Raw genomic sequence first — 24,150 nt, 5'->3', positions numbered from 1 at the left:
TCTGTCACTCCACCTTGATGTTGGCGGCCTTGACGACCTCACCCCAGCGGGCACGTTCCGCGGCCATGAAGTCAGCGAAAGCCTGCCCGGAGAGGGCCGAGGGCACGCCGCCATCGTTCTTCAGCTTGGCGATGAACTCCGGATCCGCGAGTGTTTCGGCCGTGGCGCTGGCCAGTTTGTCGCGCACGTCCTGCGGCAGCCCTTTGGGCCCCAGCAGGCCATACCATGCCGAGGCGGTGTAGGTCGGCAGTCCGGACTCGGCGACGGTCGGAACGTCGGGCAGTTCAGCAAAGCGCTCAGCGCCGGTCACCGCCAGCGCGGTCAGCGTGCCGTCGCCGACGAGGCCGATGACCGACGGAATGGTGGTGACCATGAAGTCGATATGGCCACCGACCAGATCATTCACCGCCGGGCCTGCACCCTTGTAAGGCACATGCTTCAGATCGATCCCCGCCGTCTGACCCAGAAGCAGCGTCGCGACATGGCTTGCCGAGGCGTTGCCGGCCGAACCGTAAACCAACTCTCCCGCCTTGGCCTTTTCAAGAAGCTCGGCCAGCGAGGTGACCGGCAGGCGCGGACCGACCACCACCACGAGCGAGGCATCGGCGATCATTGCGATCGGGTCCAGCGCTTCGGCCGGGTCGTGTTTCAGGTTGAAGATATGCGGGTTCACCGCCATCGGGCCCTGATTGCCCACCAGCAGGGTGTAACCATCGGGATCGGCGCTTGCGACCACCTCGGTCCCGATGTTTGCGGCCGCACCGGGGCGGTTTTCCACGATCACGCGGCCATTCAGCGCCTTTTCGAGCCGCGCGGCAAAGACGCGTGCAATCGCATCGGTTCCACCACCAGCCGCATAGGACACGACCAGTGTCACCGGCTTGGACGGATAGTCCTGCGCCAGCGCGGGCAGGCCCGCCGTCGACAACAGCGCCACCCCAAGCGCCAGCGCGGCACGACGATTGAATTTCAGCATGTCAGTTCCTCCCTTGAACAAAGATCTCCGGTTCCGCCTGCAGGTCCAGCCCCTCCAGCGGCTTGCCGTCAGTTTCTGCGTCGCACCAGAGCAGCGCCTTCGAACAGACGGCGGCAGGTACGGGTGACGAAGACGACGGGTTGGCCCGTCGCTGCGTCGGTCTCCACGCGCACGGCCATGCGACCGGACGGGTGTTCGAATGTGAGGTCAGTGGGCAAACGCAGATCCGGCATGGCAGTGCCCACGATGCTGTCCGGCAGCGTCGCGGCAACGGCAACCGAAACGGCCCCGGTCGTTGCAAGCGATGAATGGCAACTCCATGGTGTGAAGTACCGCACGGCCAGATCGCCCCCGCGTTGCGGGGCGCCGATCAGCACCGGTTTGGGAAGCACCGACTGCGCGACGTCGCCAAAACCCATCCTCTGCCCGGCCTTCAGGCGAACGGCCTCAAGCCGTGCCATGAACGCGGTGTTCCGGTCGAGTTCCTGTGCGCTTTCTGAACCTGTCAGTCCGAAGGTCTCGGCCCGGGCGATCATGACCGGCGTCGCGCCATCAATCAACGAGACCGGAACCCCATCAATCACCTCTTGCGGCGCGCCCGAGGGCAGAAGGTGCCCGGTCTTGGCCCCGATCGCCTCGAGAAATGCCAGATAGACCGGCGCCGCCGTGCCCGGCACGCCGTCGATACCGGCGTCACCTTGATAGCGTAGCTCGCCCCCCGGCGTGAGGATACGCGCCTCGATGATCTTGCCGGTATTTACGTTGTGCACGCGCACCCGCGTCTCGGACGGCCCGGCCAGCACCAGCCCGCGCTCAACTGAGAACGCCGCGACCGCCGACAACATGTTGCCGCAGTTGGGCGCGGTGTCGACGATCTGTTCATCGACCTTCACCTGCGCAAAGAGGTAGTCGACATCCGCCCCCTCGCGGCTGGCCGGTCCGACGATGGCGACCTTTGAGCTCAGGGGGTTGCCCCCCCCGATGCCGTCGATCTCCAGCGGGTGGCCAGAGCCCATGATCTCTATCAGCAGCGCATCGCGCTGCGCCGGGTCTGCGGGCAGATCGCTGCGCAGAAAAAAAGGTCCCTTGGACGTGCCGCCCCTCATCAGGACGCACGGTATGCGCATCAGGTCATCCATTTGGGTCTTCCTCCCAGGCGGAACTTGCCGCCCCTTGGACATGGAATGCCGGGAATCTTCTGTGTTGTGAATTGCAAAGAATTGATCTATTATTCCATTATGCGGAATAATTTCGAATTCCTTGACCTCAAGGCCTTTCTCGCGGTGCTGGAGCTTTCATCGTTCCACGTGGCAGCCAAACTGCTTAATCTGTCACCCCCTGCCCTCTCGCGTCGCATCCGCGCGCTGGAGGAGGCCGTGGGCGCGCAACTGATAGAGCGCACAACGCGCCGCGTCGGCCCCACGCAGGTCGGGCGCGAATTGATGCCGCTGGTGCGCCGGCTCGTCGATGAATTCGAGGAATCGATCCTGTCGATTTCCGATCTGGGCGGACGCCATCGAACGCAGGTCCGGCTGGCCTCGGTGCCCACCGCCGCCTTCTACTTCCTGCCGGGCATCGTGCGGGAGTTCAATGCGCGATACCCAGGAATTCGCTTCCGTATCATGGACTTGTCGGCGAACGAGGGGCTTGATGCCGTCGCCAACGGCGAAGTCGAATTCGGCATCAACATTACCGGCGCCACGCGGGATGACCTGCTGTTCACGCCACTGATGGAAGACCCGTTTGTCCTCGCCTGCCGCCGCGATCATCCGTTCTCGGGGCGCAAGACCCTGCCGTGGAGCGAACTCGTCGGGCATCCGCTGATCGGGGTGTCAAAGTCATCCGGCAACCGTGCCGTTCTCGACCGGGCTCTGGCCGCGACAGGTTTGCAGCTGGAACTGAACTGGTTTTACGAGGTCAACCACCTGTCGACGTCCCTGGGGCTGGTTGAAGCGGGGCTGGGAATCTCCGTACTTCCGAAACTCGCCACACCGCAACATGAACACCCGCTGATTGCCACCGTCCAGCTTGAAGATCCCGTCGTGTCTCGCACGATCGGCATCGTCGAGCGCCGCGGCGCCCCGCTCTCACCTGCAGCCATGCGGTTTAGGGACCTCCTGGTCAATGAATGGCAACGTACGGGCGTTATCAAGAACTGAGGAGTCCTCCAGGCGGTGGCCAGTATCGCGGCAATGGAGGAACGCCTGCCGATCCTGCCGCCCAAGTAAGAGGTGGAGCTGCTGAAAACCGCCGGTTTCCGGGACATCCAGTTGTTGTGCACCGCCCTCACTTTCAAGGGCTGGGTTGCCCGGTCGTGATGGTTGGAGCGACGATTTGTAGTCCAGCGTGAGGGGCGGCCGCCTTTCGCTCGACATATGACCGAGATATTTGCTGCAGCGGCGATCCAATGGCGGCTAATGGGATGTGTCGGCTGCTTCCCCACCGTTGGGTTACCCTGAAGAGGGATCAACCGTGCAACAAGGAGAAGTAGCCATGTGTGCAAACAAGACAGGAAGCTTCGAAGACCTTGTCGTCGTCGGTGTCGATATCGGCAAGGACACGTTTCATCTGGTCGGGTTCGACCGCGCCGGCCAGCTGGTCATGCGCAAGCAGATCAAGCGGCTGGCGTTGAGTGCCACATTCGAACAGCTCCCACGCTGCATCGTCGGGATGGAAGCCTGCCTCAGCGCCCATTTTGTCAGCCGGACGCTACGAGGCATGGGTTTCGAGCCGCGGATCATCCCCGCAATTTACGTGAAGCCCTTCAACAAGGGCCAGAAGAATGACTACAATGACGCCGAGGCAATCGCTGAGGCGGCGCTGCGACCTAACCTGCGGACCGTCTCGGAGAAGGATCAGGATCAACTTGATCTTCAGGCATTGCATCGGGTCCGGGCACGGCTGGTTTCGCGGCGCACGGCGAGCATCAACCAGATCCGGGCCTTTCTGATCGAACAGGGCATCACTGTGCGCTCGGGTCTGCGGGCGTTGAGGAATTCGTTTGAGGCGATCCTCGAACAGCGGCGGGGCGAGATCTCGCCCCGGATGCGCGGTATTCTGATCGGGCTTTACGGCGACTGGCTGTGGCTGGACAAACGGATCGAGGACGTCTCGGGCGAGATCGAGGAGATCAGCCGCACGGAAGAGAACTGCGCCAACGTCATGACCATCCCCGGGATCGGTCCAATGATCTCGACGGCAATGGTCGCGGCAGTTGGCAAGGGGGAGGCTTTCGACCGAGGTCGGGACTTTGCCGCGTGGGTCGGTTTGGTGCCGACCCAATACAGCACGGGCGGGAGAACGATCCTCGGGCGGATCACCAAACGGGGCAGCCGCTATCTTCGTATGCTCTTCGTTCAGGCGGCGAAGGTGATCATGATGCGTCAGAACAGGTGGTCCACCTTCAGCTTCGGCCCCTGGCTGACCGAAGCGGTGAAACGCATGCCGCGCAACAAGGCAGCCGTTGCGCTGGCCAACAAACTTGCCCGAACCGCATGGAGCGTTCTGCGACACGGGACCCGGTTCGACGCCCCAAGAGATATGGCCATGGAAACCATCTGACGCTTTCCACGGTCAGAAGGAGTTCGCGACAGAGAGACAGCATGGAACGGAGAAAATACGCCCCCAGAGTCTGACGGCCCTTATGGTCAGCCAGGACCTTGCCGCTAATGAGACCAAGGCGCGTGCGTAACCCCATCAAGGCCACGGCCCGCGAGCCGATCAACAGGCCGGATACATATGAGCGATTTCCGAAGTCGTGCCAAATTCTCAATTGCGAACAGCAGCCGACACATACATATGGGCCGGAATTGAAGTTGCTGGGGGGGCTCACGCCCCCTTCTCGAACTTCAGGACCGGGATGCCCAGCTTTTTGGCCTTGTCGGCGAGGTTTTCCTGGATGCCGTTGCCCGGGAAGACGAGGACACCCACGGGGAGTACATCCAGCATGGCGTCGTTGCGCTTGAAGGGTGCGGCCTTGGCGTGTTTGGTCCAGTCCGGCTTGAACGCGACCTGCGTAACCTTGCGGGCATCGGCCCATTTGGCGGCGATGAGTTCGGCCCCCTTGGCGCTGCCACCGTGCAGGAGAACCATGTCGGGATACTTGGCCTGGACCTGATCAAGCTTGACCCAGATCAGGCGGTGATCGTTAAAGTCGGTCCCGCCGGTGAGGGCAACCTTGGGGCCGGAGGGGAGTAGTACTTCGTTTTCGGCGCGGCGCTTGGCTGAGAGGAAATCGCGGCTGTCGATCAGCGCCGCCGTCAGATGCCGGTGGTTCACCATCGAGCCAGAGCGAGGCCGCCAGGTTGAGCCGGTGTGCAGCTCGAATGCCTCGGCGCTGCGGTCGCGGAAGGCTTCCAGACAATGCCGCCGTTCGACAAGGCTGGTGCCTTCGGCCGTCAGGCGCTCAAGCTCGGTCGATTTCACCTCAGAACCGTCCTGTTCGCGCTGAAGGCGGTGCTGCGCCACTTCGTTGTCATCGAGCAGGCGTTCGGTGCGGGCGGCGGCGCGGTGGAAGAGGTTGACCTGACCCCAGAGCAGTTCTTCGAGGTCGGGTTCCATGCGGGTATCGCCGAGGGTCGCGACGAGGGCATCGAAGATATCAGTGACCGCGTCGATGAGGCGCTCGGGTTCTGGCATCGGGCGCAGATCGGCCTCGTCCTGGAAGGCACGGGTGCCATAGAGCTGAAGCTCCTGAAGCGCCCAGGCGGTCTGGGAAAGGGCGGGGCTGCGGTCGAAATCCTCGCTCTGGAATTGGGTCGTCATGGTCTTTTGCCTCCGGCTGCTCGGGCCCGCGCGACATCCCCGCGCGGCCTTCATGGGCTGCGAAAGCTGTCACTGGGGACGCCCCTTCACCCCCTCTTCGGGGCCGGAACGCATGTGGAGGAGGACGGGGGGCGGCTGATTTGCTTCGCGATGCAAAGCGGGGGCAAACCTCGGGGTTCCCATGCGACCTGTCGCATGGGGTGGGGTTCCCCGCGGCGGAAATCAGTTGCGCCCCGTCCTTGCAGGGGCGGCGCCTTTGACGGCCGCCTGCCCATCTCTTGAAGGACGTGCGGGTGTCGGGCGGGTTTGACAGCCGGGACATGGCAATAGACCACGACCGAATTTCCTCCGGCGAAGTGCGCCGCCTGCCCCGCTTTGCCAGACTGCCTTTGCGCTAGGGGGCTCAGATCGGCAGACGGTGCAAATCCTCAGGGCCGATCTGCTCTGCCAGATGTTGACGCAGCGCTTCAACGCCGTGGGCGCGGAGATCATCGTTGAAATCCCCGAGTTGCGGCTCGAGCACCATGACCTGAAGCCCGTCCTTGGATGCTCTGGCGGTCAACCTCTCCGTCGCGCGTGCCCCGGCCGGATCGCGGTCGCGGGCAATGTAGAGGCGCTGCACCCCCGCGGGCAGGATGACGGCTCCGAGGTGAGACGATGACAGCGCCGCCCAGACGGGTAAAGAAGGGGCCGCCTCGCGGATGGACAGCATGGTCTCGATGCCTTCACCCAGCACGAGGACGGAGTCACACGGGCTCAGCCTGACAGCATTGCCGAGGAGGTGACCCATTGCCCGACGGGGGATCTCGACATGCGCTTTGTCCTGTCCGTCAGGAGCCAACCAGGTGCGATGCACACCTTGCAGGACCCCTGCCCCATCGGTGACCGCAGCGATCATCGCAGGTCTGGGAACGGGCCTGGTCTGACCCTCATCCCGATGCCAGCACTTCGGGTGGAAGCGCAGGGCCGCACTTGGCACCGCCTGGGTGATGCCCCGGGAACGCAGGTAAGTTGCTGCCAAGGAACCGGCCAATGGAAGCGAGGCCGCAAACAAGCGCGATGCTGCTGCCGGCGTGCCTGAGGGGGATTTTCGGCTGCGCGAGGGATTGCCATCCGGGAGAACCGGCTGCGGACGGCCAAGATGCACCCGGGCCTCGGCCAGAAGATCGGGAAAGCGGGTGATGCCCGTCCGTTCGCGAATGATGTCAAGGAGATCGCCAAACTGGGACGTGGCACTGTCGGTCCACTTGCCTCTGGCACCCGGTCCAGAGGTCGGGCCAGTTAACCTGACAAACAGCGAGCGGCCCGGATTGTTCTGCAGATCGCCGACCATCCAGTAGGAGCCTTCCCGCCTCCCGGCGGGAAGATAATGACGGCAGACGCTTTCGGCATTTTGCGAGAGGTCTCGCAGCAGATCTTCTGTTTCCAATGACATGGCACACACACTTAACAACCCTTGCGTGCGTGTAGTCCCTGGATGTGGAAGCGTGCAAGCAGTTGATAGAGCACGTTGATCCCGCTCGAATCCGTCGGACAGAAGAGCCTGAGCTTCCAGCTGATGATCTCCGAGAAGAAGCCATCGGCCTTGAGCCGGTCCTTGGCGGCTTCGGTGAAGCCGGACAGCTCAATCCGGTTCACGCCCATCACGCGAGACCGGTGCAACTCCATCCCCTCGGCCAGCCGCACGACGGTCTTGCCCTCCAGAACGAGGGCGTGGACCTGCGCGGGCGTCAGCTTGGGCGCATCGGCGGCAAGCGTGGTGGCGACCCAGGCGGGCGAGACACGGCGGCCGATGATGCGCTGGCCATCATCGGTTTGCAGGCGATAGACGCGGGTTTCGTCCTGCGGAAGCTGCTTCCAGATCGGCAGCAGCAGCCCCGCCACGATGTGCAGCGTGGACTCCGAGAACTCCGGCACCTCGGCCAGTTCTGCGGTCCATGCAGCGGAGAACGCGGCGCGGTCGGCCTCGAGCCAGTGGGTGTCCTCCATGATCTTGGCAGGCACGGTGCTCGTCTCGGTCGGACGGATCAGGCGCAGGCGCGGTTCGATGGTGCCATCGTCGAGCATCAGGCTGGTGGCAGGCACCTGCACTGCGGCGCGACCGGAGCGGCTGTTGATCAGAAGCCGCGCCTTGGGGTCATCGAGCCAGTCGAGCGCATCGGCGAGCGCGGTCGGCATGTTACAGCGCTTTTCCGCGATGGTCAGAAGCTGGGTTTCTGCACCGGAACCGGGATGGGTGTAGATCACCCTTGCATCCGTGATGCGGAAGCTTTCGGCGCGCAGAGTCTCGAGCCCGAGGTCATAGACCCCCGCCGCAATGGCGCCCTCGATCCGCGCATCGAGAAGCTCTTCGAAGGCCGCGAAGAGCACGGCCTGCATGTCGATCCTCAGCGCCAGCAGGCGATTGAGGAAGGTCGTGATCGGGGGCAGGTCATCTTTCAGACCGTTGTCATCGGTCAGGCTGAGCCCGGTGGCGTCCTCAAAGGCCCCGAGCGAGCACCCCGCCACATCGCCGCGATAGATGCGCCGGTAAAGCTGGCGCAGGGCGTCGCGGGCATAGGGGCTCTCGAGGTTGTCCTCGGGGCGGAACAGCCCCTGCCCCCCGGTCTGGCGCTGACCCCGCGTGATGGCACCCAGCGTGTCGAGGCGTCGCGCGATGGTCGAGAGGAACCGCTTCTCCGCCTTCACATCGGTGGCTACCGGTCGGAAGAGCGGCGGTTGCGCCTGATTGGTGCGGTTGGTGCGCCCGAGGCCCTGGATGGCAGCGTCGGCCTTCCAGCCGGGTTCCAGGAGATAGTGGACCCGCAGTCGCTGGTTCTTTGCCCCTAGATCGGCGTGATAGCTGCGCCCTGTGCCGCCGGCGTCCGAGAAGATCAGGATGCGCTTCTGATCATCCATGAAGGCGGCGGTTTCCGCGAGATTGGCCGATCCGGCCCGGCTTTCCACGACGAGGCGCGCAGCGATGCCTTCGCCCTTGCGCACGATACGGCGCGAGCGGCCCGTGACCTCGGCCACGAGGTCGGTGCCGAAGCGCTGGACGATCTGGTCGAGCGCCCCCGGCACGGGCGGTAGGCCAGCCAGCTTCTCGATCAGCGCGTCACGCCGACGGGCGGCTTCGCGGCATTCGACCAGCTGGCCTTCGCGCACGACGGGCCGGGAGGAGAGATTGCCTTCGCTGTCGGTAAAGGGCTCGTAGAGCTGCACCGGGAAGGAATGGGCGAGGTAATCCAGGACGTATTCCCTCGGGGTGATGTCGACGCGGATGTCATTCCACTCCTCGGTCGGGATCTCCGACAAGCGGCGTTCCATGAGCGCCTCGCCCGTCGAGACAATCTGGATGACGGCCGCATGGCCCACCGCCAGATCGCCCTCGATGGCGGCGATCAGCGTGGGGGTTTTCATGCTGGTCAGCAGATGGCCGAAGAAGCGCTGCTTGGCGGATTCGAAGGCCGACCGGGCGGCGGACTTGGCCTGGCGGTTCAGCGTGCCACTGTCGCCCGTAATGTTGGCAGCCTCCATCGCGGTAGCCAGGTTGTTGTGGATGATGGCGAAGGCCCCAGCGTAGGCATCGTAGATGCCGCGCTGCTCGAGGGTCAGCGCATGCTCCAGCATCTCGTATTCGACGCCGTCATAGGAAAGCGACCGGGCGGTGTAGAGGCCGAGAGACCGCAGGTCGCGCGCGAGGACCTCCATCGCAGCGACCCCGCCCGCCTCGATGGCTTCGACGAACTCCCCGCGCGTCCCGAACGGAAAATCCTCCCCGCCCCAGAGCCCGAGGCGTTGCGCATAGGCGAGGTTGTGGACCGTCGTAGCCCCCGTGGCCGAGACATAGACCACGCGGGCATTCGGCAGCTTGTGCTGCAGGCGCAGGCCCGCCCTGCCCTGCTGCGATGCCTCGGTGTTACCGCGCTCGCCCTTCGACCCGGCCGCATTGGCCATGGCATGACTTTCATCAAAGAGGATCACGCCGTCGAAGTCCGCGCCCAGCCAGCCGACGATCTGGTCGACGCGAGACTTCTTGGCGCCGCGCTCCTCCGAGCGCAGCGTCGCATAGGTGGTGAACAGGATGCCCTCGGTCAGAAGGATGTCGCGGCCTTGGGCAAAGCGCGAGAGCGGCGTGACGAGCAGCCGCTCCTGACCCAGCGCAGACCAGTCGCGCTGCGCATCCTCCAGCAGCTTGTCGCTTTTCGAGATCCAGAGGGCCTTTCGGCGGCCTTGGCACCAATTGTCGAGCAGGATTCCGGCCGATTGGCGGCCCTTGCCTGCACCGGTGCCATCGCCAAGGAAGAAGCCGCGCCGGAAGCAGACAGCATCAGCGGCATCCTCCGGTGCGGCCGAGACCATGTCGCCCGTTTCATCGACACACCATGATCCGGCGAGATATGCGTCATGCGCCTCGCCCGCGTAGATCACGGTTTCAAGCTGTGCGTCGGAAAGCAATCCGTCCCGCAGAACGGCGGCGGGCAGCTTGGGGCGGTAGCTGGGTTTCGGGGGTGCAACGGAAGCCATGGCCGCCGATTGCACCAGCTTGGTCGGGTGCGGTGCCGCGCCGGGGATGTCGATGGCCTGCAGACGGAAGGTCTCATAGATCGCATCGGACAGGCGCGCGGCAACCTCGTCCTCTTCGGCGCTGCGCTGCGCATAGGCCAGATCCTCGGCCTCGATCCGCACGGGACCATGCGCGGGCGGAGCCGAGGGTGCCGGGCGAGACGGGCTGATAGCCTTGCGCACGGCGGGCGATGGAATCCCCGGGAGGAGGGAAGAACGGGCCTGTCCTGCCGCTGCGATCTGATCCAGTTCGAGACGCGGTGGGACCTCGGCCGTGATCCGGGAAAAGAGCTTCGCCACATCCGGAGACATGGGCTGGTTGAGATTGGCGGTGATGCCACCTCGTTCGCCGCCCCGGCACTTGTCGAAGACCAAAATCCGCGTCTCGAAGCTGGTGCCATGCTTGGCAAAGGCCGCGCCCGACACAGCGCCGGTGAAGACCAGATGCGCGGTCTCTGTCAGGCGACCGAAGGTCTCGGACCAAGCGGGCGCATCCGGCGCGAAACCGGCCCCGGTGATGGCGACCAGACGACCGCCGGGCGCGAGACGGGCGAGCGCCGATCGCAGATGCCGAGCCGTCGCTTCGGTCGTGCGGCCATCGACATTGGCCACGGCGGAAAACGGCGGGTTCATCAGGATGACGCTCGGGCGCAAGTCAGCGTCCAGATGGTCGTCGATCTGCGCGGCATCGAAGGTGGTGACGCGCCGGCCCGGAAAAAGGAGGCGCAGAAGATCGGCGCGGGTCTCGGCCAGTTCGTTCAGCGCGAGGCTGCTGCCCGCGATTTCGGCGAGGATCGCGAGAAAGCCAGTCCCGGCCGAAGGCTCGAGGACCAGGTCACGGGGCGTGATCTGTGCAGCAGTGAGGGCCGCGAGCCCCATGGGCAGCGGCGTCGAGAACTGCTGGAAGCGCTCCATCTCCTCCGAGCGGCGGGTGTGGGTCGGCAACAGGCCCGTCATCTTGGCGAGGATGGACAAGAGTACTGCGGGCGAGCCCGCCCGGGCCAAAAGGGCGCGGCCGAACTTCCGCAGGAAGAGGACGAGCGCCACCTCACCCGCCTCATAGGCGAGCTTCCAGTCCCAGGCGCCATCGGCATCGGAGCCGCCGAAGGCGCGCTCCATCTCGAGGCGCAGACGCAGCGCGTCGATCTGAAACCCTTGCGCCAGATCAGGCTGCAGCACTTCGGCGACGGCGAGGATCGCGGGCGCGCGATCCGCGGACGGAACAGCGACGGGAGGCGCAACGGTCGCGAGATAGGTCATCGGGAAACTCCGGAATGAGGGACAGGGACAGGCCCGGTCACCCTCTTTCGGGCGCCCTCAGGCCTGATCTTTCCCGGCCCCCCTCTTCCTCTCGAACCGACGCGTCCCGGACGCTCGGGTTGATTTTGTTCCTTTTATGTTCTATTTTTGAGGTCAAGCCTGAAAGGGAGTTCCCCCATGGAAAGCACCACGCACGCCCTGCCCGCGACACCCAAGCAGATCGCCTATGCCCCCGGTCGCTTGCCCTGCGCAACCAGACCCTCCTGCCCTGGGAGGTTCAGCAGGACCGCCGGTCGCTCAGCGCTTGGATCGAGGCGCAGGCCCAACTGCGCCCGGTATCGGACATGGACCGGCTGCCGACCTCGAAGCAGGTGGCCTTCGCGGAGAAACTCGCCCGGATCAAGCGCCGCGCCGTCCCGGACGAATGCTTCCACGACAAGGGGCTGATGTCGAAGTGGATCGACGGGAACAAGTGACGAACATCACTCGTCGGACTGCGTGAAATCGTGCTTACCCGCACGGAGGTGCTTTCGCCTGCGAAAAGCGGCACGCAGCGCCTCGGTCGGTGAAGCCGGGGAATCCAACGCCTCAAAGAACGCCTGATGGTCGCATGGCTTCAGGTTCGTGACGTCGGGGCTTATGTCGCTAGGTGCTTTCATTTCTTCGGACCTCCAAGGGCGCGCGGTCTCTGACTGGTCAGCCGACAGCCGTAATCGAGTAGTGTGCTGTCCCATCCCAAACAAGATCCCAGGATGCGCCCGGTCGGACGTTCTGAATGGCGTGCGGCTCGAAGCAGACCAGACAATTCCCGCCAAGAGCAGGCGCCCGGACTGATGGGTAAATCAGACCGCGGGATCCCGCTCGGCGCAGATGTTGGGCTAGGCTTTGCCCCTCGGGATATCCAACGGCCGGATCGGGATGCAGCGCCGGATGTTCCGGCTCATCGGTCAGATCATCGAAGATCCCGATGAAATCCGCCAGCAGTTCCACATAGCGGGCGCTGTCATGGAAGCTGCCCGTAAAGCCAAGTTCGCGCGTGCGGTGCCAGGCCACTTCGCTGACGGACACCATCACATCCCATGCGCAATACCAAGCTCCGCGCTCCTCGATGTTGAAGCGGTTCCCTCCTGCGCGGGTATAGGTGAAGGCAGCATTGACATGGCTGTCGCCGTAGATGCGCAGATCGCGGCTGCGTCGCTGCCAGGCAAGCTCGCGCGGGTCCAGATGCGGGTTGCGCCCGCGTTCGGCCAGAAGACGGCCACTGGTCAGCCCCTCGATCTCTGCCAAGATCGCCATCTCGTCATCGCTATCGACGAGACCGCGCAGCGATGGCGGTTTGTGGTAGGTGGCGGGCAGGAGGCGAACGAGACCGCGATCGGAAATCTCGGTCTGCTTCATGCCCCACCACGAAGGGCATCGAGATAGGTCCGCACTGCGAGGATCTGCGGCAAGCCACCGTCGATGGCGATGTCAACCGGACGGCTACCCCCAAACAGCGGCCCTGTGTTCGGTCGGGTGAACCAGCTTCGCGCGAGCGGCTCGGAGAAGTAGAGTTCGAGCGACTTGTAGATGCCGATCACCGCACTGAGCCGCAGCAGTTGATCCTTGGTCAGTTCTCCCGCAAAGTCCGGCTTCTTGGCACGCTTCCACGTGCTCACCGTCATGTCGGCAAGGCCAGCCGCTTCGTTCAGGTTGAGGCCCCAGGCATCGGCCACGCGCGCATAGGCCTTCAACGCGACGGCGTTGACCTTTGCAGGTTCCCGGATTTTCTCTGCGACGTGCATGTCGTCCTCCATCGCCCTCAACATAGTTCATATGACCCTATTGTAAAGATCAAATGAACTGCGCGTCGTCATTGATCATCACCCGAAGCGCCGTCCGCCTTCCGTGAAGGTGTACTCGTTGACGATGATCCCTTCCTCGATGGCCTCGTCCGAGGTGAGGTGGTCGTATTCGGCCTCAAGCTGGCGGTAGAGCCAGCGGGCCAGATCGCGCAGCGCCTCGGTCACGACCTCTTCCGCGTCCTCGGTGGGCGGTTGCCAGGTCGGGTCGGGGGCGTCTGAACCCTCCACTCCCTGTCAGGTGTAGAAAAGTGATGGAGAGAGGGGGGCGTTTGTCGTGGGAACGCCCGGCAGTCAGGACGCAGGTCTTGCCCGTTCTGACACTGTCGCAAGTGCGAAGCGCACAAGATAATCGTTCAGCGCCAGTGATGCGGCACAAGCAACATCGGCATCGCGTTCCATGACGCCTGACAGGATGGCTGTGTGCAGCGCCTTTCCCGCAGTGATTTCCTTGGTCTCGTCCTGCACATGCAGAAACCAGAATCTGCGTGACAGGCTTTGCAATGGGGTCAGTGCGGCTTCGAGATAAGGGTTGCCTGTTGCGCGAATGATGACTGCGTGGGTCTGCCGCACAGTTTCGGCATAGCCGCGCAGATCGAACGCGTCAGCCAAAGTTGCCCGCAATTGGGCCAGCTCGCCGATGTCTTTCGATGTCGCGCGCTGGCAGGCCAGCAGCACGGACAGGCGTTCCATCACGCGGCGGACTTCGAGCCCATTGAGCTGATCCTCGACCGACACAGCCGGGATCTCGATGCCCTTGCTGGCATGTATCCGCAGCATCCGGATCAGGGCGAGCCTCTGAAGCGCTTCACGCACCGGCGTTCTGCCCAATCCGGTCGCTTCCACAAGCCCGCGTTCCGAAACCATCGAGCCGGGCTTCAGCTCTCCCCGTTCGATCATGTCTTGCAGCAAGGCAACGGCCTGATCCGACTGGCTACCCATGATTTCCCCCGCACTCCCTGAAAGCCGATCTTGCGACACGGCGGTCTTGGCAAGGAATCACTTGCCATGCAACCGATATATCGGTGATATGTCGAATAATGCGCAGCAGCCCAGGACAAATCAGCCATGAAATATGCCCCACATATCGAACCGAGCCCGTTGCCTTTTTCCCCATTCAAGAGTTGCACGATCCCCCGGCCGATCGGGTGGCTGTCTTCGGTCAGCCCCACGGGAGTCGAGAACATCGCCCCCTACAGCCAATGGCAGAACCTGTCCTTCGATCCGCCCATGGTGATGTTCTCCGCCAATCAATACCCGGATGGGCGGCGCAAGGACACGGTCATCAACGCCGAGACGGCCGGTTGGTTCGTCTGGAACATGGCCACATGGGATCTGCGCGAGCAGGTCAATCTCAGCGCTATGGCCTTGCCGCCCGGCGAAAGCGAATTCGATCATCTGACCGTCACGCGCGACTATGCCGACAACGCCCCCATTCCGTTGGTGCGTGAAAGCCCGGTCAAGTTCGAGTGTCGCTACCTGTCCACCCACCGCATCAAAGGAAACTCGCCGGTCGGAACGATCGACATCGTGTTTGCGCGGGTGGAGAAAATCCACATCGACGACCGGGTTATCCGGCCGGACGGGCGGCTCGACATCCCCGCGATCCGACCCATCGCACGGTTGGGGTATTTCGACTATACGGTGATCGACAACGTGTTCGAGATGCGCGTTCCCGGATCAGATGGTGATGCGCAGGCTGGCCTTGAGGGGCGGGCAAGCATCTGAATGCCCTTTTAGCCGTCATCACCAAGATCACTCGGTTCTGATGGCGCGCAAATGGCGCGGAATCTGTCGCGCTTTTGGCGCGCAATCGTCAAAGAAAATGACAACGCAAGGCGCATCCGCTCAAGCGCGCCCGTCTGCTTGATTTGGCTTGATAACCAAAATGGTGCGAACCTTCGCCGTCTGAGATGCGAATTTGGCTGATCGGCCAAATTTGTTGCCTGGAACGTCCCTGCCCACTATGTTTTGGCGAGATAACCAAAACCTTTGGCCAGAGCTGCAGATCAACAGCGCGACAGATCTCGGCAACCTCATCCGCAACCGGCGTGAAGCGCTCGCCATCAAGCAGGGCGACCTCGCGAGCAGCGCTGGGGTCGATCAGGGCAACCTGTCGAAGATCGAGCGCGGCACCGCCAAGGCGACACTCGACACCTATCTGCGCCTGTGCAGCGCGCTCGGCATCGACCTGCTAGCGGAGCCGCGGGCATGAGGATGAATGTCTGGATCGAGGCACATGACAAGCCCGTCGGCTTACATTCAGCCAACTGAATCAGAGACATCGGACTTCTTCAACAGCCCCCGCAGGACCAAAGCCCGGTCCCGGCGGCACGCCGGGAGGCGCCCGAACCGACAGTCGGCAATCACAGCAGCACGGCGGCCATCATGATACCATGCTTCGTCGGATCTCCCTCTGTTTGAAGCCGCTCACCAAGCTCTTTGACGATCTGCAGTTTGGAGCGTCTATAACGCTGAAAACCGTCTTCCTCCAAAGTAACCAGTGGCACTCTCTTTAGAAATATGTCACTTTAGGTGTCATGGACGCCGTAAGATCACAAAACCTGAAGAAGCTGATCGACGCTGTGCCGGCCGGGTATCTGGTCGATGCCGCATGGCTCGTCTCGCATGGCATCGCCTATGAGAGTTTTCGCGACTATGTCAAACGCGGCTGGCTGGAGCGTATCACACGCGGTGTCTTCCGCAGGCCGATCCCAACCACACCGACGACAAACAGCATCAACTGGAAGACCTGCATCCTGTCCATGCAGCACATCATGGGCCATGATTTGCACGTCGGCGGCACGACGGCACTTGGCGAACAGGGACATGCCCACTACTTGCGCCTCGGGAAAAGCGCCCCGGTCTGGGTCTATGGCGACAGTATCCCGAAGTGGTTGGTCAAACTGCCGACGGATGTCCCGATCAATATCCGCCCCCGGTCCTTGTTCGCCGATCCGAAGCTCAGCGTGACCCTGGGCAACAGGACGGACCTACCATGGGATTGGGGTCTCACGATGTCGACGCCGGAGCGCGCGATCTTGGAAGCCATGGACGAACTGCCCGACAATGAAAGTTTTCACACGCTCGACATGGTCTTCGAGAGCCTGACAAACCTGCGCCCGAGACTGCTTTCTGACCTCTTGCAGGCGTGCCGCAAGATCAAAGTCAAGCGCCTGTTCTTCGTCTTCGCCGACCGTCACAATCATCCTTGGCGCAAGCGGATCGACCCGCAGGCCTTCGACCTCGGAAGCGGCGACCGAGCCCTGATCAAAGGCGGCAAGATCCACCCACACTACCGGATCGTGGTGCCGGAAGAATTCGTGAAACCGGAGGCCGAGAGTGGCGCGTGAGACCTATGAAGCCCAGGTTGCACTCCTGGTACGCGTCCTTTCCCATGTCGCGGGAGAAAGTGTCTTTGCGCTCAAAGGCGGTACGGCGATCAACTTGTTCTACCGCGACCTGCCGCGGTTGTCGGTCGACATAGACCTGACCTACCTGCCAATCAAGGAACGCACCGAGAGCCTGGCCGAGATCAATGCCGCGATGGATCGCCTTGCGGCGGCCATTGAGACCGGCATCCGCGGCGCGAAATCTCAGCGCATCCAGGGAGGCGGCGGCGGAGCCACGCGGCTCTTGGCGCGTCTTGGGAATGCCGAGATCAAAATCGAAACCTCACCCGTGACCCGGGGCGTCGTCCACGACCCGGAGACCCGGGCCGTCTCGGCCGCCGTCGAGGATGCCTACGGCTATGCCGAAATGCAGATCGTCTCGTTCGAGGACCTGTTCGCTGGAAAGCTGCACGCCGCCTTGGACAGGCAGCACCCCCGGGATCTCTACGACGTCACGCTTCTTTACGAAAACGAAGGCCTGACGCAGGACCTGTTCCTTACTTTCCTGATCTATGTTGCCAGCTCCCCGCGGCCGGCGCATGAGCTGCTCGATCCCAACCTGATTGATCTCGCGCAACCCTATGCGCGGGAATTCGAGGGCATGACCAGGACACCCGTCCCTCTCGACACACTCTTGGCGACCCGCAAAAGACTGGTCGCCGATCTGCAATCGAGGCTCGATGACAAGGCCAGGCAGTTCCTCCTGACACTGCAGGACGGAGCGCCTCACTTTGCGGCGATCGACCGGTCGCAAGCTGCTGACCTACCGGCCGTGAAGTGGAAACTCCTCAACCTGAACAAGTTGAAGCGCGACAACCCCGGAAAACATACCGCGCAGCGCGACGCCTTGTTGAAGCTCCTCGGCTGAGCCATGCCCCGCCCCGTCGTGCGGGGGGCAGGACATGATGGGTCCTCTCAGTCGATGGCTTTGAAGATCTTGCCCGCCTCGGGATGGTCCCCGGCGAAGGCGCAAAGCCGCAAGTAGGCGTCGGCGAGCTGGTCGGATTCCTGCTGGAAGGACAGGTGTGAGAGAGCGAAAAGGGTGGCGATCAGGCCCGCCGCTTCCGCCGAGACCTCGCCTTGGTAGCCGTTCGTCTCGCAAGAGATGCGGAAGCGTTTTTCAGCTGCTGGCGAGAGGAACAAGGGCTGGCCCCCGAGTTCATGGAAATGCCACATGCCCCCGGTGTAGTCGTCCGGGGCGAGCCAGGACATGAACTGATAGACGGTGCGCTCGCCAACAAGAATCAACTTGCGACCGAAGAGACCCGGAAGGAACGACATGCGGCGGGCTTCGGGGACGAGGGTGGCGGGCGTGGCGGCGTTGGCAGTCAGGATCATCGGAAATCCTCCGGTTCAGGGGTGAGGAACGCACTTCAGCAACTCTCTCGACCCGCCTGCACGTCCGACAAACTCCACCTACCTCTGCCTCTCGACCCGCCGCCAACGAGAGCCGTCGTGATTGGCTCCCCGCGGCGGCGGGCCGAGGTCACTCCCTGCCCCGGTCGCGCCAGCCGATGAAGCTCGACGGGCCGTCATAGGCGACATGGCGGGTTTCATCCATGACGAAGCCGAAGGGGCCGACCTTGTAGTCCTTGGAGGGAACAAGGAAGCGACGCTCTTGGGCGGAAGGGTCGCGCTGCCCGCCGAGGGTGGCGACGACCTCGGTGAAGCCGGGATGGTGATCCGAATGGATCGCCGAGATCACGACCCAGTCTTTCGCATGATCCTGTGCGAAGGCCTCGGCATCCCGGGCGCGAGATTCGCCGGGGCGGAGCGCCCGACCGTGGATGGCCTCCCAGGCATCCGGCCAGCTGTGGCGCAGGGCCTCTTCGGCCTGCCGCCGCTCGAGGGCCGTGAAGAGATCTGGCCAGGCGGTGGCAACGGCGGACCAGGCGGCGTCCTCTTCGTAGTAACCCGCCACGTTGCGCAGAAGGGGATGCACCTTGGCATTGCGCTCGGGCGAGAGATGAAAGCCACCGTGCCCGGCGGTCGTGTGAAACACCACTCCCTCGCCATAGCAGACCGCGCCCTGCGACGGCCCCAGGGCGTGCTGGCGGCAGTGCGGGATTCGCGTCGACCAAGGGCAGCCTTCTCTGCCTGATGTTCGGTCTGCTCATGGACCAGGGCGCGGAAGGCAGTTTCGTCGCCGACATCCCCGCCATGACCGAAGAAGTCCGAGCGGGTCCAGTCCGAGAAGGATTTCGACAGCCTCCAGCCGCTGCCCAGGAAGTACCCGCCGTTCCGCTTCGGGATCATGGCAAAGGCGGCCTCGCCGAGCCGGGCGACAAAGAGGCCGTCGGAGCTGACACCGAAGTCCGGGACGGGGCAGGAAACGGGCGCGCGGGGCGGAAGGGCGGTATTCATCGGACCAGCGCCTCCACCGCGTCGATATCCTCACCATTCAATGCCGCGGTCAGCCATTCGTGGGTACTGATCCAGCCGATGCTCTTGCGCGCGCCGAGGTCAATGACATGGGCGCCGCCGCCGAAAGCCTCCAGCCTGAACCTTGAACAGGTCAGGGCGTAGTCGAAACCCCATAAGCCCGTCAGGTCGATCTCGGCAGCCAGGCGCAGGACGAATGTGATGAGCCTGTCGACATCGCCCTGCCCATCATCATGGAACCAGAGCACCGAAGTGCCGGGCCCGTCCTGCAGCGCCAGCGAGAAGCCGCCATGCTCAGGCTCACCGGAAGCCTCGTCTTCCGCGAGCAGACGGACATGGAGATCAAGTGCATGCGCGGCCTTCTCGGGAGTGCCTGCGTCCAAGACGCAGGAGAAGTGGGTGAAATAATCGGCCATTCGGCCCTCCATAAGTGAAGGCACCCGACCCCATTAGGCCGGGTGCGATGGAAATTTCGGGATCGATGGGTGAGACGCGCGTCAGCCCGGCTGCACGCGCGCCTGGTCCTGCGCCGCTTGGTGGGCGCTGAGCAGATCGCGGTAGTATCGCTTGCGCGCCGCGCGCCAGCTGCGGACGGCCAGCGTGTCGGGATGCAAGCGCCGGATCGCGGTGCGCAGAACCGTCAGGTTCGACGCCTCGGGCGGCAGGCAAAGGTCTTGATAGGCTCTGCACATGTCAGCGGACCTCCAGGACAGGCGGGGCCAGATGCGGGTCGACCAAGGCTTCGATCTTCTCGGCTCGGCCCATCCATGGCTCGGGCCGGATCGTTTTCACCCAGTCGGTGAAGCTCGGGATGAACCCCAGATCCTCCCGCACATGCTGCTCGCCGACCCAGCGGGTCGGGATGATGCGGCCCGTCGAGAGCGTGATCGTCGCCCCGAAGATCGTCTCCGAGAGCCAAATCCCGGCGGCATGATGAAACATCGCTCTGTGACGAAAGTCCGCACATTGGGCTTTCGAGCTATCGTACCAAGCGTGGATAGGCTGGAAATCGTCAACGGTGCCGCCCCATTTCTTCACCGAGGACAGGGCGTGGTGATACGGATGTGCCATTGCCGCCCCCTCAGAAATCATGGGTGAAGAGTTCGGACGACGTGAATCGTTCGTTGAACTCAAGGTGGATGGAGCGGGCAGCCGCGTCAAAGCAGAACTCGCCATAGGCGCCGTCGTTGTTTTCCCAGCCGCCATGGGTGTCGGAGAGGAAATCGTAGGCCAGCTGCTCGACAGCATCCTCAAGTGAAAGCTGTCGCATTTCGACCTCGGGGTCATCCCAGGTCAACGCGGCATAGGCGATTTCCACGGGCGGGAAATCGACGGCAGTCTCGCCATTCCAGGCCGCGATGCTCTCGATCTGGCCGCTGTCGCCTTCGCCATCGAAGGTGACGGTGACATGGGTGATGCCGGCGGCCATCAAGCCGTCGAAGAGGCGGTCTTTGTTGCCGGGGCGCAGGGCCTCGATCCGGGCGGTGCGTTCGGCGTGGCCTGCAAAGATCGACACCAGATCGATGGTCGAGGGCGGCATCGGGGCCGCGAGGGTAGGTTGGGTTTGGGTCATGGCTGTCTCCGGAAAGGGGGAAGGGATCGGAGCCGGACGGGCGATCTCTCTCATCCCGCCAGGCTCGCAATCCCCCTGCCCTCCTCTGCCTCTCTGGGATCACGCGGCGATTTGCAGCGTGCGGGCGGCAAAGGCGCGCCAAAGTGGATCGACGAGGCGTGCCTCGAGGCGTTGGGCCCGCTGGCGAAGCCGGGCGGCGAGCTCGGCCTCCTGCCAATCGCTGACGCGGGCGACTTGGGCGCGCAGCGCGCTTGCCTCCATGACGACGGCGCGCGCCTCAGCGGCGCTCTGGACCGGGTGGCACCAGGCGACGGTACCGGAGGTGGCGACGCCCGCCAGAACCAGCCGATCGTCTCGGTCGAGGATGGCGAGGATCTGGGGAGCGGCCTGGAACTCCATGTGGTCGGCTGCCTTGACGGCCCCCTCCATCGCATCGGCCAAGCTCGCGAAGCGGGCGAGAACCACGGGCTGCGCCATACCCGACAGGGCTGCGGCAGGGTTCACATTGGGCAGGGTCAAGGCAAAGGGATGGTCCGGCGAAAAGGACGACAGGAGAAAGGCAACCGGAAGCTCGGTGGGCGGCAGCATGTTGGAAGCCAGGGGGACATGGTCAAGCATCGGGAGGTCTCCGACGGCGCGGGGGGCCTCTCCTCTCGCTTCAGCCGTCAAAGACAAAACCGCCGCCCTCTTCCTCGAAGGGCGGCGTCGGTGGGGCAGGATCGTCAGACAGGTCACATCTTGCCCAGACTGCGCAGCGACAGCTCATAGCCCGCGCCGACGATGATGTGGTCGTGCAGCGTCAGACCCAGAAAGCGGCATCCCTTCTGGATTTCTTTGGTCATGGTAAGGTCGGCTTCGGACGGCGTCGGATCCCCGGACGGGTGGTTATGGATCAGGATCAAAGCACTGGCCCCGAGGATCAGCGCCCGCTTGATCACCTCGCGCGGATAGACCGGGACATGGTCGACGGTGCCGACCGCCATTCGCTCGTCCGAAATCAGCCGGTTTTTCCGGTCGAGGTAGAGAACATGGAAGCGCTCCTCCGGGCCGCGCACTGTCACGGCGCAATAGTCGCAGACGACTTGCCACGAGGTCAGCGCCGGATTCCGGTTCAAATAGCGGCCGAGGATTTCGCGGGCCTCGAGAATCACGGTTTCTTCTTGCGGGGTCATGGGGGCCTTTCGGGAAATGAAGGGCTGGTCCTCGCCAATCCGCGGCACGCGGTTGGCGAGGGGTAAAGCCCGGGAAGGGGAAGAGAGGATGTGGAGGTGCAGCAGCCCCCTGCCCCACCGAAGGTGGGAGATGGCAGGCTACGACGCTGGCTCAGCCGACGCGGTCGAGGAGCTTCTTGGCACGGCCTTCCATGTCGAGACGCGCATCCTGCTGGGTCTTGTCGCGCGCCAGTCGCGTGATCCCCTGCACGAAATCGAAGATGCTCTCCGGCGGGCGGCCCTCTTCCATCAGCACCTTCTCGATGATCTTGCCGGACTCGGCCTTCGAAAAACCGCGCTTCCTCAGGAAGTCATCCCGGTCCGCATCGGTCCGTGCGACAATCTGCTGCCGCGCTGCCTTGATGCCGTTCACGAAGCCCTGTGGCGAGGAATTGGCGAAGCGCGTCAGCGCCGGGGCCGCCTCATGCGCGAAGCGCGAGGCGGCATACTTCGAGTGCCGGATGGTGATTTCCTGAAAATCCTCAACGCCCCACAGGTTGCGGTTCTGGCACACGGCGCGCAGATAGAAGCTCGCCATGCCGAGGGTCTTGGCTCCGACCTCGGAGTTCCAGCAATAAAATCCCCGGAAGTAGAGGTCCGGCGATCCATCGGCCAGCCGCCCCGCTTCGATCGGGTTCAGGTCATCAACCAGGAACAGGAAGACGTCGCGGTCCGAGGCGTAGAGCGTCGTCGTGTCGCGGCTGATCTTCACATCGGGATTGTAGACCCCTGTTGACCAGTCGAGCACGCCCGGCACCTTCCAGCGCGTGTCGCCGGTGCCATTGCCCGCGATGCGCTGCACCGCCTCGACCAGTTCGTAGTCGTGGATCCGGCCATAGTCGGGGCCGGTCACGGCGCGCAGTTCCGTCCGGCCATCCTCGGTCTCGAAAGTCTTCACCTGCTCGGCGCGGTGATTGGCAAGGCCGTATTGCAGGTTGATCCCGGCCAGTGGCGCGGGCAGCTGCCGCAGGTAGGAGGCCGGCGCGCCGACGATGCTGGCAAGTTGGCCGAAGGCCCAGTGCGTGGGCGCGACGGGTTCATGCGCTTTCGGCAGGACGAGGTGCAGCCGTTCGGCGCTGTCGCGCGCGGCCTCGACCCGAATGTCGGCCGTCTGCACCACCCGGCTGCGGCTGCGCTCAGACCGGCCCTTCACTGATGCCCAAAGATCATCGAGCGAGAGATACCGCTCATCATCGGGCCGGTTGAACCATTCGGACGAGACCCGCCCGTTCCGCTCCCCCCGGCTGGCATCTACCTTCCAGCCACCCGCCCGCACCGGCTGCACCGGATCCAGAACCTCCACAACGCCCATCGGCATCCCTCCGTGACAGGCGCTGGAAGCCACTCTCCCAGCCTTCAACCCATCGCGAAAGCAACCAGCCCCTCTCTGCCTCTGCGGCCCAAACCAAAGGACGGCGCGCTGGCCTTGGTCAGAAATGTCAGCCCAGCCAGCAAGGCTTCCAACGCGGCATACGTTCTGGCAATGTTCCATCTCACCCCGATTTCGAGGACTCGCCGATGTGCAACCTTTACTCGCAGACCAAATCCCAGGACGCGATGCGGCATGTCTTTGACGATATGGTCGAGGAGGACGAAGACCTGATCGACACCAGCGGCAACCTGCCCCCGATGGCCGGGATCTTCCCCGACTATCCCGCACCGATCATCCGGCACGGGCCACAGGGCGACTGGCAGCTGACCAAGGCCCGCTGGGGCATGCCGACGCCGGAGGTGTTTCTGGTGGGAAAGCGCACCGCCCCCGGCGTGACCAATATCCGCAATGTGGGATCAAAGCACTGGAAGCGCTGGCTTGGGGTGGCTCATCGCTGCCTCGTGCCCTTCACCAGCTTTTCCGAGATCGACAGCCGTCCGGGCGCCCCTCGCAACCATCCGGTCTGGTTCGCGCTTGGCCCTGATCGGCCCCTGGTCTTCTTCGCAGGTATCCGCACCGAATGGACATCGGTGCGCAAGCTGAAGGAGGGCGAGGTCACGGCAGAACTCTTCGGCTTCCTGACCTGTGCCCCAAACCGCGAGGTAGCCTCTGTTCATCCCAAGGCGATGCCGGTCATCCTGACAAAGCCGGAGGAATGGCGATGCTGGCTGACCGCTCCGACGGCGGAAGCCCTGCGGCTGCAACGCCCCTTGGCCGACGGCATGCTCCAGATCGTAGCGGAAGGGGGGCGTGAGGATGCGGTCTGACCTT

General features: G+C 63.7%; 25 protein-coding genes and 2 pseudogenes. 8 read left to right on the top strand and 19 right to left on the bottom strand.

What is annotated here, in order from left to right; translation table 11 throughout:
- Positions 1 to 4: 4 nt before the first annotated feature.
- Positions 5 to 976, bottom strand: coding sequence for a Bug family tripartite tricarboxylate transporter substrate binding protein (locus tag BMX43_RS16280; RefSeq protein ID WP_091303219.1), 972 nt, complete (start codon positions 974 to 976; stop codon positions 5 to 7).
- A gap of 68 nt (positions 977 to 1,044) precedes the next feature.
- Entirely contained in the window at positions 1,045 to 2,115 is a 1,071-nt protein-coding gene (locus tag BMX43_RS16275) for a 4-oxalomesaconate tautomerase (protein ID WP_091303218.1), read from the bottom strand.
- Between the two features lie 45 nt (positions 2,116 to 2,160).
- On the opposite strand from BMX43_RS16275, the gene BMX43_RS16270 reads away from it, so the two are divergent.
- Both BMX43_RS16270 and BMX43_RS16265 read left to right on the top strand, forming a co-directional pair.
- Entirely contained in the window at positions 2,161 to 3,135 is a 975-nt protein-coding gene (locus BMX43_RS16270; RefSeq protein WP_245749508.1) for a LysR family transcriptional regulator, read from the top strand.
- 334 nt (positions 3,136 to 3,469) lie between these two features.
- The gene (locus BMX43_RS16265; RefSeq protein WP_091303217.1) at positions 3,470 to 4,537 is read left to right on the top strand and encodes an IS110 family RNA-guided transposase; all 1,068 of its coding nucleotides are present in this window, start codon (positions 3,470 to 3,472) and stop codon (positions 4,535 to 4,537) included.
- Positions 4,538 to 4,804: 267 nt separating this feature from the next.
- Here the strand turns inward: BMX43_RS16265 and BMX43_RS16260 are convergent, their stop codons facing one another.
- The 3 genes from BMX43_RS16260 to BMX43_RS16250 form a co-directional block, all read right to left on the bottom strand.
- Complete coding sequence (locus BMX43_RS16260) at positions 4,805 to 5,740, bottom strand: DUF2493 domain-containing protein (RefSeq protein ID WP_091303216.1); 936 nt, start codon at positions 5,738 to 5,740, stop codon at positions 4,805 to 4,807.
- 403 nt (positions 5,741 to 6,143) lie between these two features.
- Positions 6,144 to 7,175 (bottom strand): DUF7146 domain-containing protein, encoded by a 1,032-nt coding sequence (locus tag BMX43_RS16255; protein WP_091303268.1) that lies wholly within the window; start codon positions 7,173 to 7,175, stop codon positions 6,144 to 6,146.
- An 11-nt stretch (positions 7,176 to 7,186) separates the two neighbouring features.
- Complete coding sequence (locus BMX43_RS16250) at positions 7,187 to 11,548, bottom strand: strawberry notch family protein (RefSeq protein WP_091303215.1); 4,362 nt, start codon at positions 11,546 to 11,548, stop codon at positions 7,187 to 7,189.
- Positions 11,549 to 11,725: 177 nt separating this feature from the next.
- On the opposite strand from BMX43_RS16250, the pseudogene BMX43_RS16245 reads away from it, so the two are divergent.
- Positions 11,726 to 12,024 (top strand): annotated as a pseudogene (locus BMX43_RS16245) (hypothetical protein).
- A gap of 6 nt (positions 12,025 to 12,030) precedes the next feature.
- On the opposite strand, the gene BMX43_RS20510 reads toward BMX43_RS16245, so the two are convergent.
- The 5 genes and pseudogenes from BMX43_RS20510 to BMX43_RS16220 form a co-directional block, all read right to left on the bottom strand.
- Positions 12,031 to 12,207, bottom strand: coding sequence for a type II toxin -antitoxin system TacA 1-like antitoxin (locus tag BMX43_RS20510; RefSeq protein WP_217643972.1), 177 nt, complete (start codon positions 12,205 to 12,207; stop codon positions 12,031 to 12,033).
- Between the two features lie 37 nt (positions 12,208 to 12,244).
- On the bottom strand, positions 12,245 to 12,946 hold the full coding sequence (locus tag BMX43_RS16235) for an RES family NAD+ phosphorylase (protein WP_091303213.1): 702 nt from the start codon (positions 12,944 to 12,946) through the stop codon (positions 12,245 to 12,247).
- Entirely contained in the window at positions 12,943 to 13,344 is a 402-nt protein-coding gene (locus BMX43_RS16230) for an MbcA/ParS/Xre antitoxin family protein (protein WP_091303267.1), read from the bottom strand. The genes BMX43_RS16235 and BMX43_RS16230 overlap by 4 nt, the downstream gene beginning before the upstream one ends.
- Positions 13,345 to 13,410: 66 nt before the next feature.
- Positions 13,411 to 13,596 (bottom strand): annotated as a pseudogene (locus tag BMX43_RS16225) (hypothetical protein); the annotation flags it as partial.
- An 87-nt stretch (positions 13,597 to 13,683) separates the two neighbouring features.
- On the bottom strand, positions 13,684 to 14,331 hold the full coding sequence (locus tag BMX43_RS16220; protein WP_091303211.1) for a GntR family transcriptional regulator: 648 nt from the start codon (positions 14,329 to 14,331) through the stop codon (positions 13,684 to 13,686).
- 126 nt (positions 14,332 to 14,457) lie between these two features.
- On the opposite strand from BMX43_RS16220, the gene BMX43_RS16215 reads away from it, so the two are divergent.
- From BMX43_RS16215 to BMX43_RS16200, 4 genes are all read left to right on the top strand, one after another.
- A complete protein-coding gene (locus BMX43_RS16215) occupies positions 14,458 to 15,117 on the top strand; it encodes a flavin reductase family protein (protein ID WP_091303210.1) in 660 nt (219 codons plus the stop codon).
- Positions 15,118 to 15,355: 238 nt separating this feature from the next.
- The gene (locus BMX43_RS16210) at positions 15,356 to 15,604 is read left to right on the top strand and encodes a helix-turn-helix domain-containing protein (protein WP_091303209.1); all 249 of its coding nucleotides are present in this window, start codon (positions 15,356 to 15,358) and stop codon (positions 15,602 to 15,604) included.
- A 325-nt stretch (positions 15,605 to 15,929) separates the two neighbouring features.
- On the top strand, positions 15,930 to 16,742 hold the full coding sequence (locus BMX43_RS16205; protein ID WP_091303208.1) for a type IV toxin-antitoxin system AbiEi family antitoxin: 813 nt from the start codon (positions 15,930 to 15,932) through the stop codon (positions 16,740 to 16,742).
- Positions 16,732 to 17,649, top strand: a complete 918-nt coding sequence (locus BMX43_RS16200) for a nucleotidyl transferase AbiEii/AbiGii toxin family protein (protein WP_091303207.1) — start codon at positions 16,732 to 16,734, stop codon at positions 17,647 to 17,649. The genes BMX43_RS16205 and BMX43_RS16200 overlap by 11 nt, the downstream gene beginning before the upstream one ends.
- A 47-nt stretch (positions 17,650 to 17,696) precedes the next feature.
- Here the strand turns inward: BMX43_RS16200 and BMX43_RS16195 are convergent, their stop codons facing one another.
- The 9 genes from BMX43_RS16195 to BMX43_RS16155 form a co-directional block, all read right to left on the bottom strand.
- Positions 17,697 to 18,119: an antirestriction protein gene (locus BMX43_RS16195; protein ID WP_091303206.1), complete on the bottom strand. Its 423-nt coding sequence runs from the start codon at positions 18,117 to 18,119 to the stop codon at positions 17,697 to 17,699.
- A gap of 148 nt (positions 18,120 to 18,267) precedes the next feature.
- On the bottom strand, positions 18,268 to 18,783 hold the full coding sequence (locus BMX43_RS20015) for a DUF7007 domain-containing protein (protein WP_217643971.1): 516 nt from the start codon (positions 18,781 to 18,783) through the stop codon (positions 18,268 to 18,270).
- Positions 18,784 to 19,141: 358 nt separating this feature from the next.
- A complete protein-coding gene (locus BMX43_RS16185; protein ID WP_091303266.1) occupies positions 19,142 to 19,579 on the bottom strand; it encodes a hypothetical protein in 438 nt (145 codons plus the stop codon).
- A gap of 81 nt (positions 19,580 to 19,660) precedes the next feature.
- On the bottom strand, positions 19,661 to 19,855 hold the full coding sequence (locus BMX43_RS16180; protein ID WP_091303205.1) for a hypothetical protein: 195 nt from the start codon (positions 19,853 to 19,855) through the stop codon (positions 19,661 to 19,663).
- Between the two features lies 1 nt (position 19,856).
- The gene (locus BMX43_RS16175; protein ID WP_091303204.1) at positions 19,857 to 20,234 is read right to left on the bottom strand and encodes a DUF6915 family protein; all 378 of its coding nucleotides are present in this window, start codon (positions 20,232 to 20,234) and stop codon (positions 19,857 to 19,859) included.
- 10 nt (positions 20,235 to 20,244) lie between these two features.
- Positions 20,245 to 20,736, bottom strand: coding sequence for a DUF6878 family protein (locus BMX43_RS16170; RefSeq protein WP_091303203.1), 492 nt, complete (start codon positions 20,734 to 20,736; stop codon positions 20,245 to 20,247).
- 99 nt (positions 20,737 to 20,835) lie between these two features.
- Positions 20,836 to 21,354: a DNA repair protein RadC gene (locus BMX43_RS16165; RefSeq protein ID WP_091303265.1), complete on the bottom strand. Its 519-nt coding sequence runs from the start codon at positions 21,352 to 21,354 to the stop codon at positions 20,836 to 20,838.
- A 113-nt stretch (positions 21,355 to 21,467) separates the two neighbouring features.
- Positions 21,468 to 21,908, bottom strand: a complete 441-nt coding sequence (locus tag BMX43_RS16160) for a JAB domain-containing protein (RefSeq protein WP_091303202.1) — start codon at positions 21,906 to 21,908, stop codon at positions 21,468 to 21,470.
- Positions 21,909 to 22,059: 151 nt separating this feature from the next.
- Entirely contained in the window at positions 22,060 to 23,259 is a 1,200-nt protein-coding gene (locus tag BMX43_RS16155) for a DUF932 domain-containing protein (RefSeq protein WP_091303264.1), read from the bottom strand.
- Positions 23,260 to 23,465: 206 nt separating this feature from the next.
- Here BMX43_RS16155 and BMX43_RS16150 point away from each other — a divergent pair, with 206 nt between their 5' ends.
- Positions 23,466 to 24,146 (top strand): SOS response-associated peptidase, encoded by a 681-nt coding sequence (locus tag BMX43_RS16150; RefSeq protein WP_091303201.1) that lies wholly within the window; start codon positions 23,466 to 23,468, stop codon positions 24,144 to 24,146.
- Positions 24,147 to 24,150: the final 4 nt, after the last annotated feature.

This window comes from Gemmobacter aquatilis, assembly GCF_900110025.1.
Classification (GTDB): Bacteria; Pseudomonadota; Alphaproteobacteria; order Rhodobacterales; family Rhodobacteraceae; genus Gemmobacter; species Gemmobacter aquatilis.
This window is presented reverse-complemented; position numbering and strand designations above follow the sequence as displayed.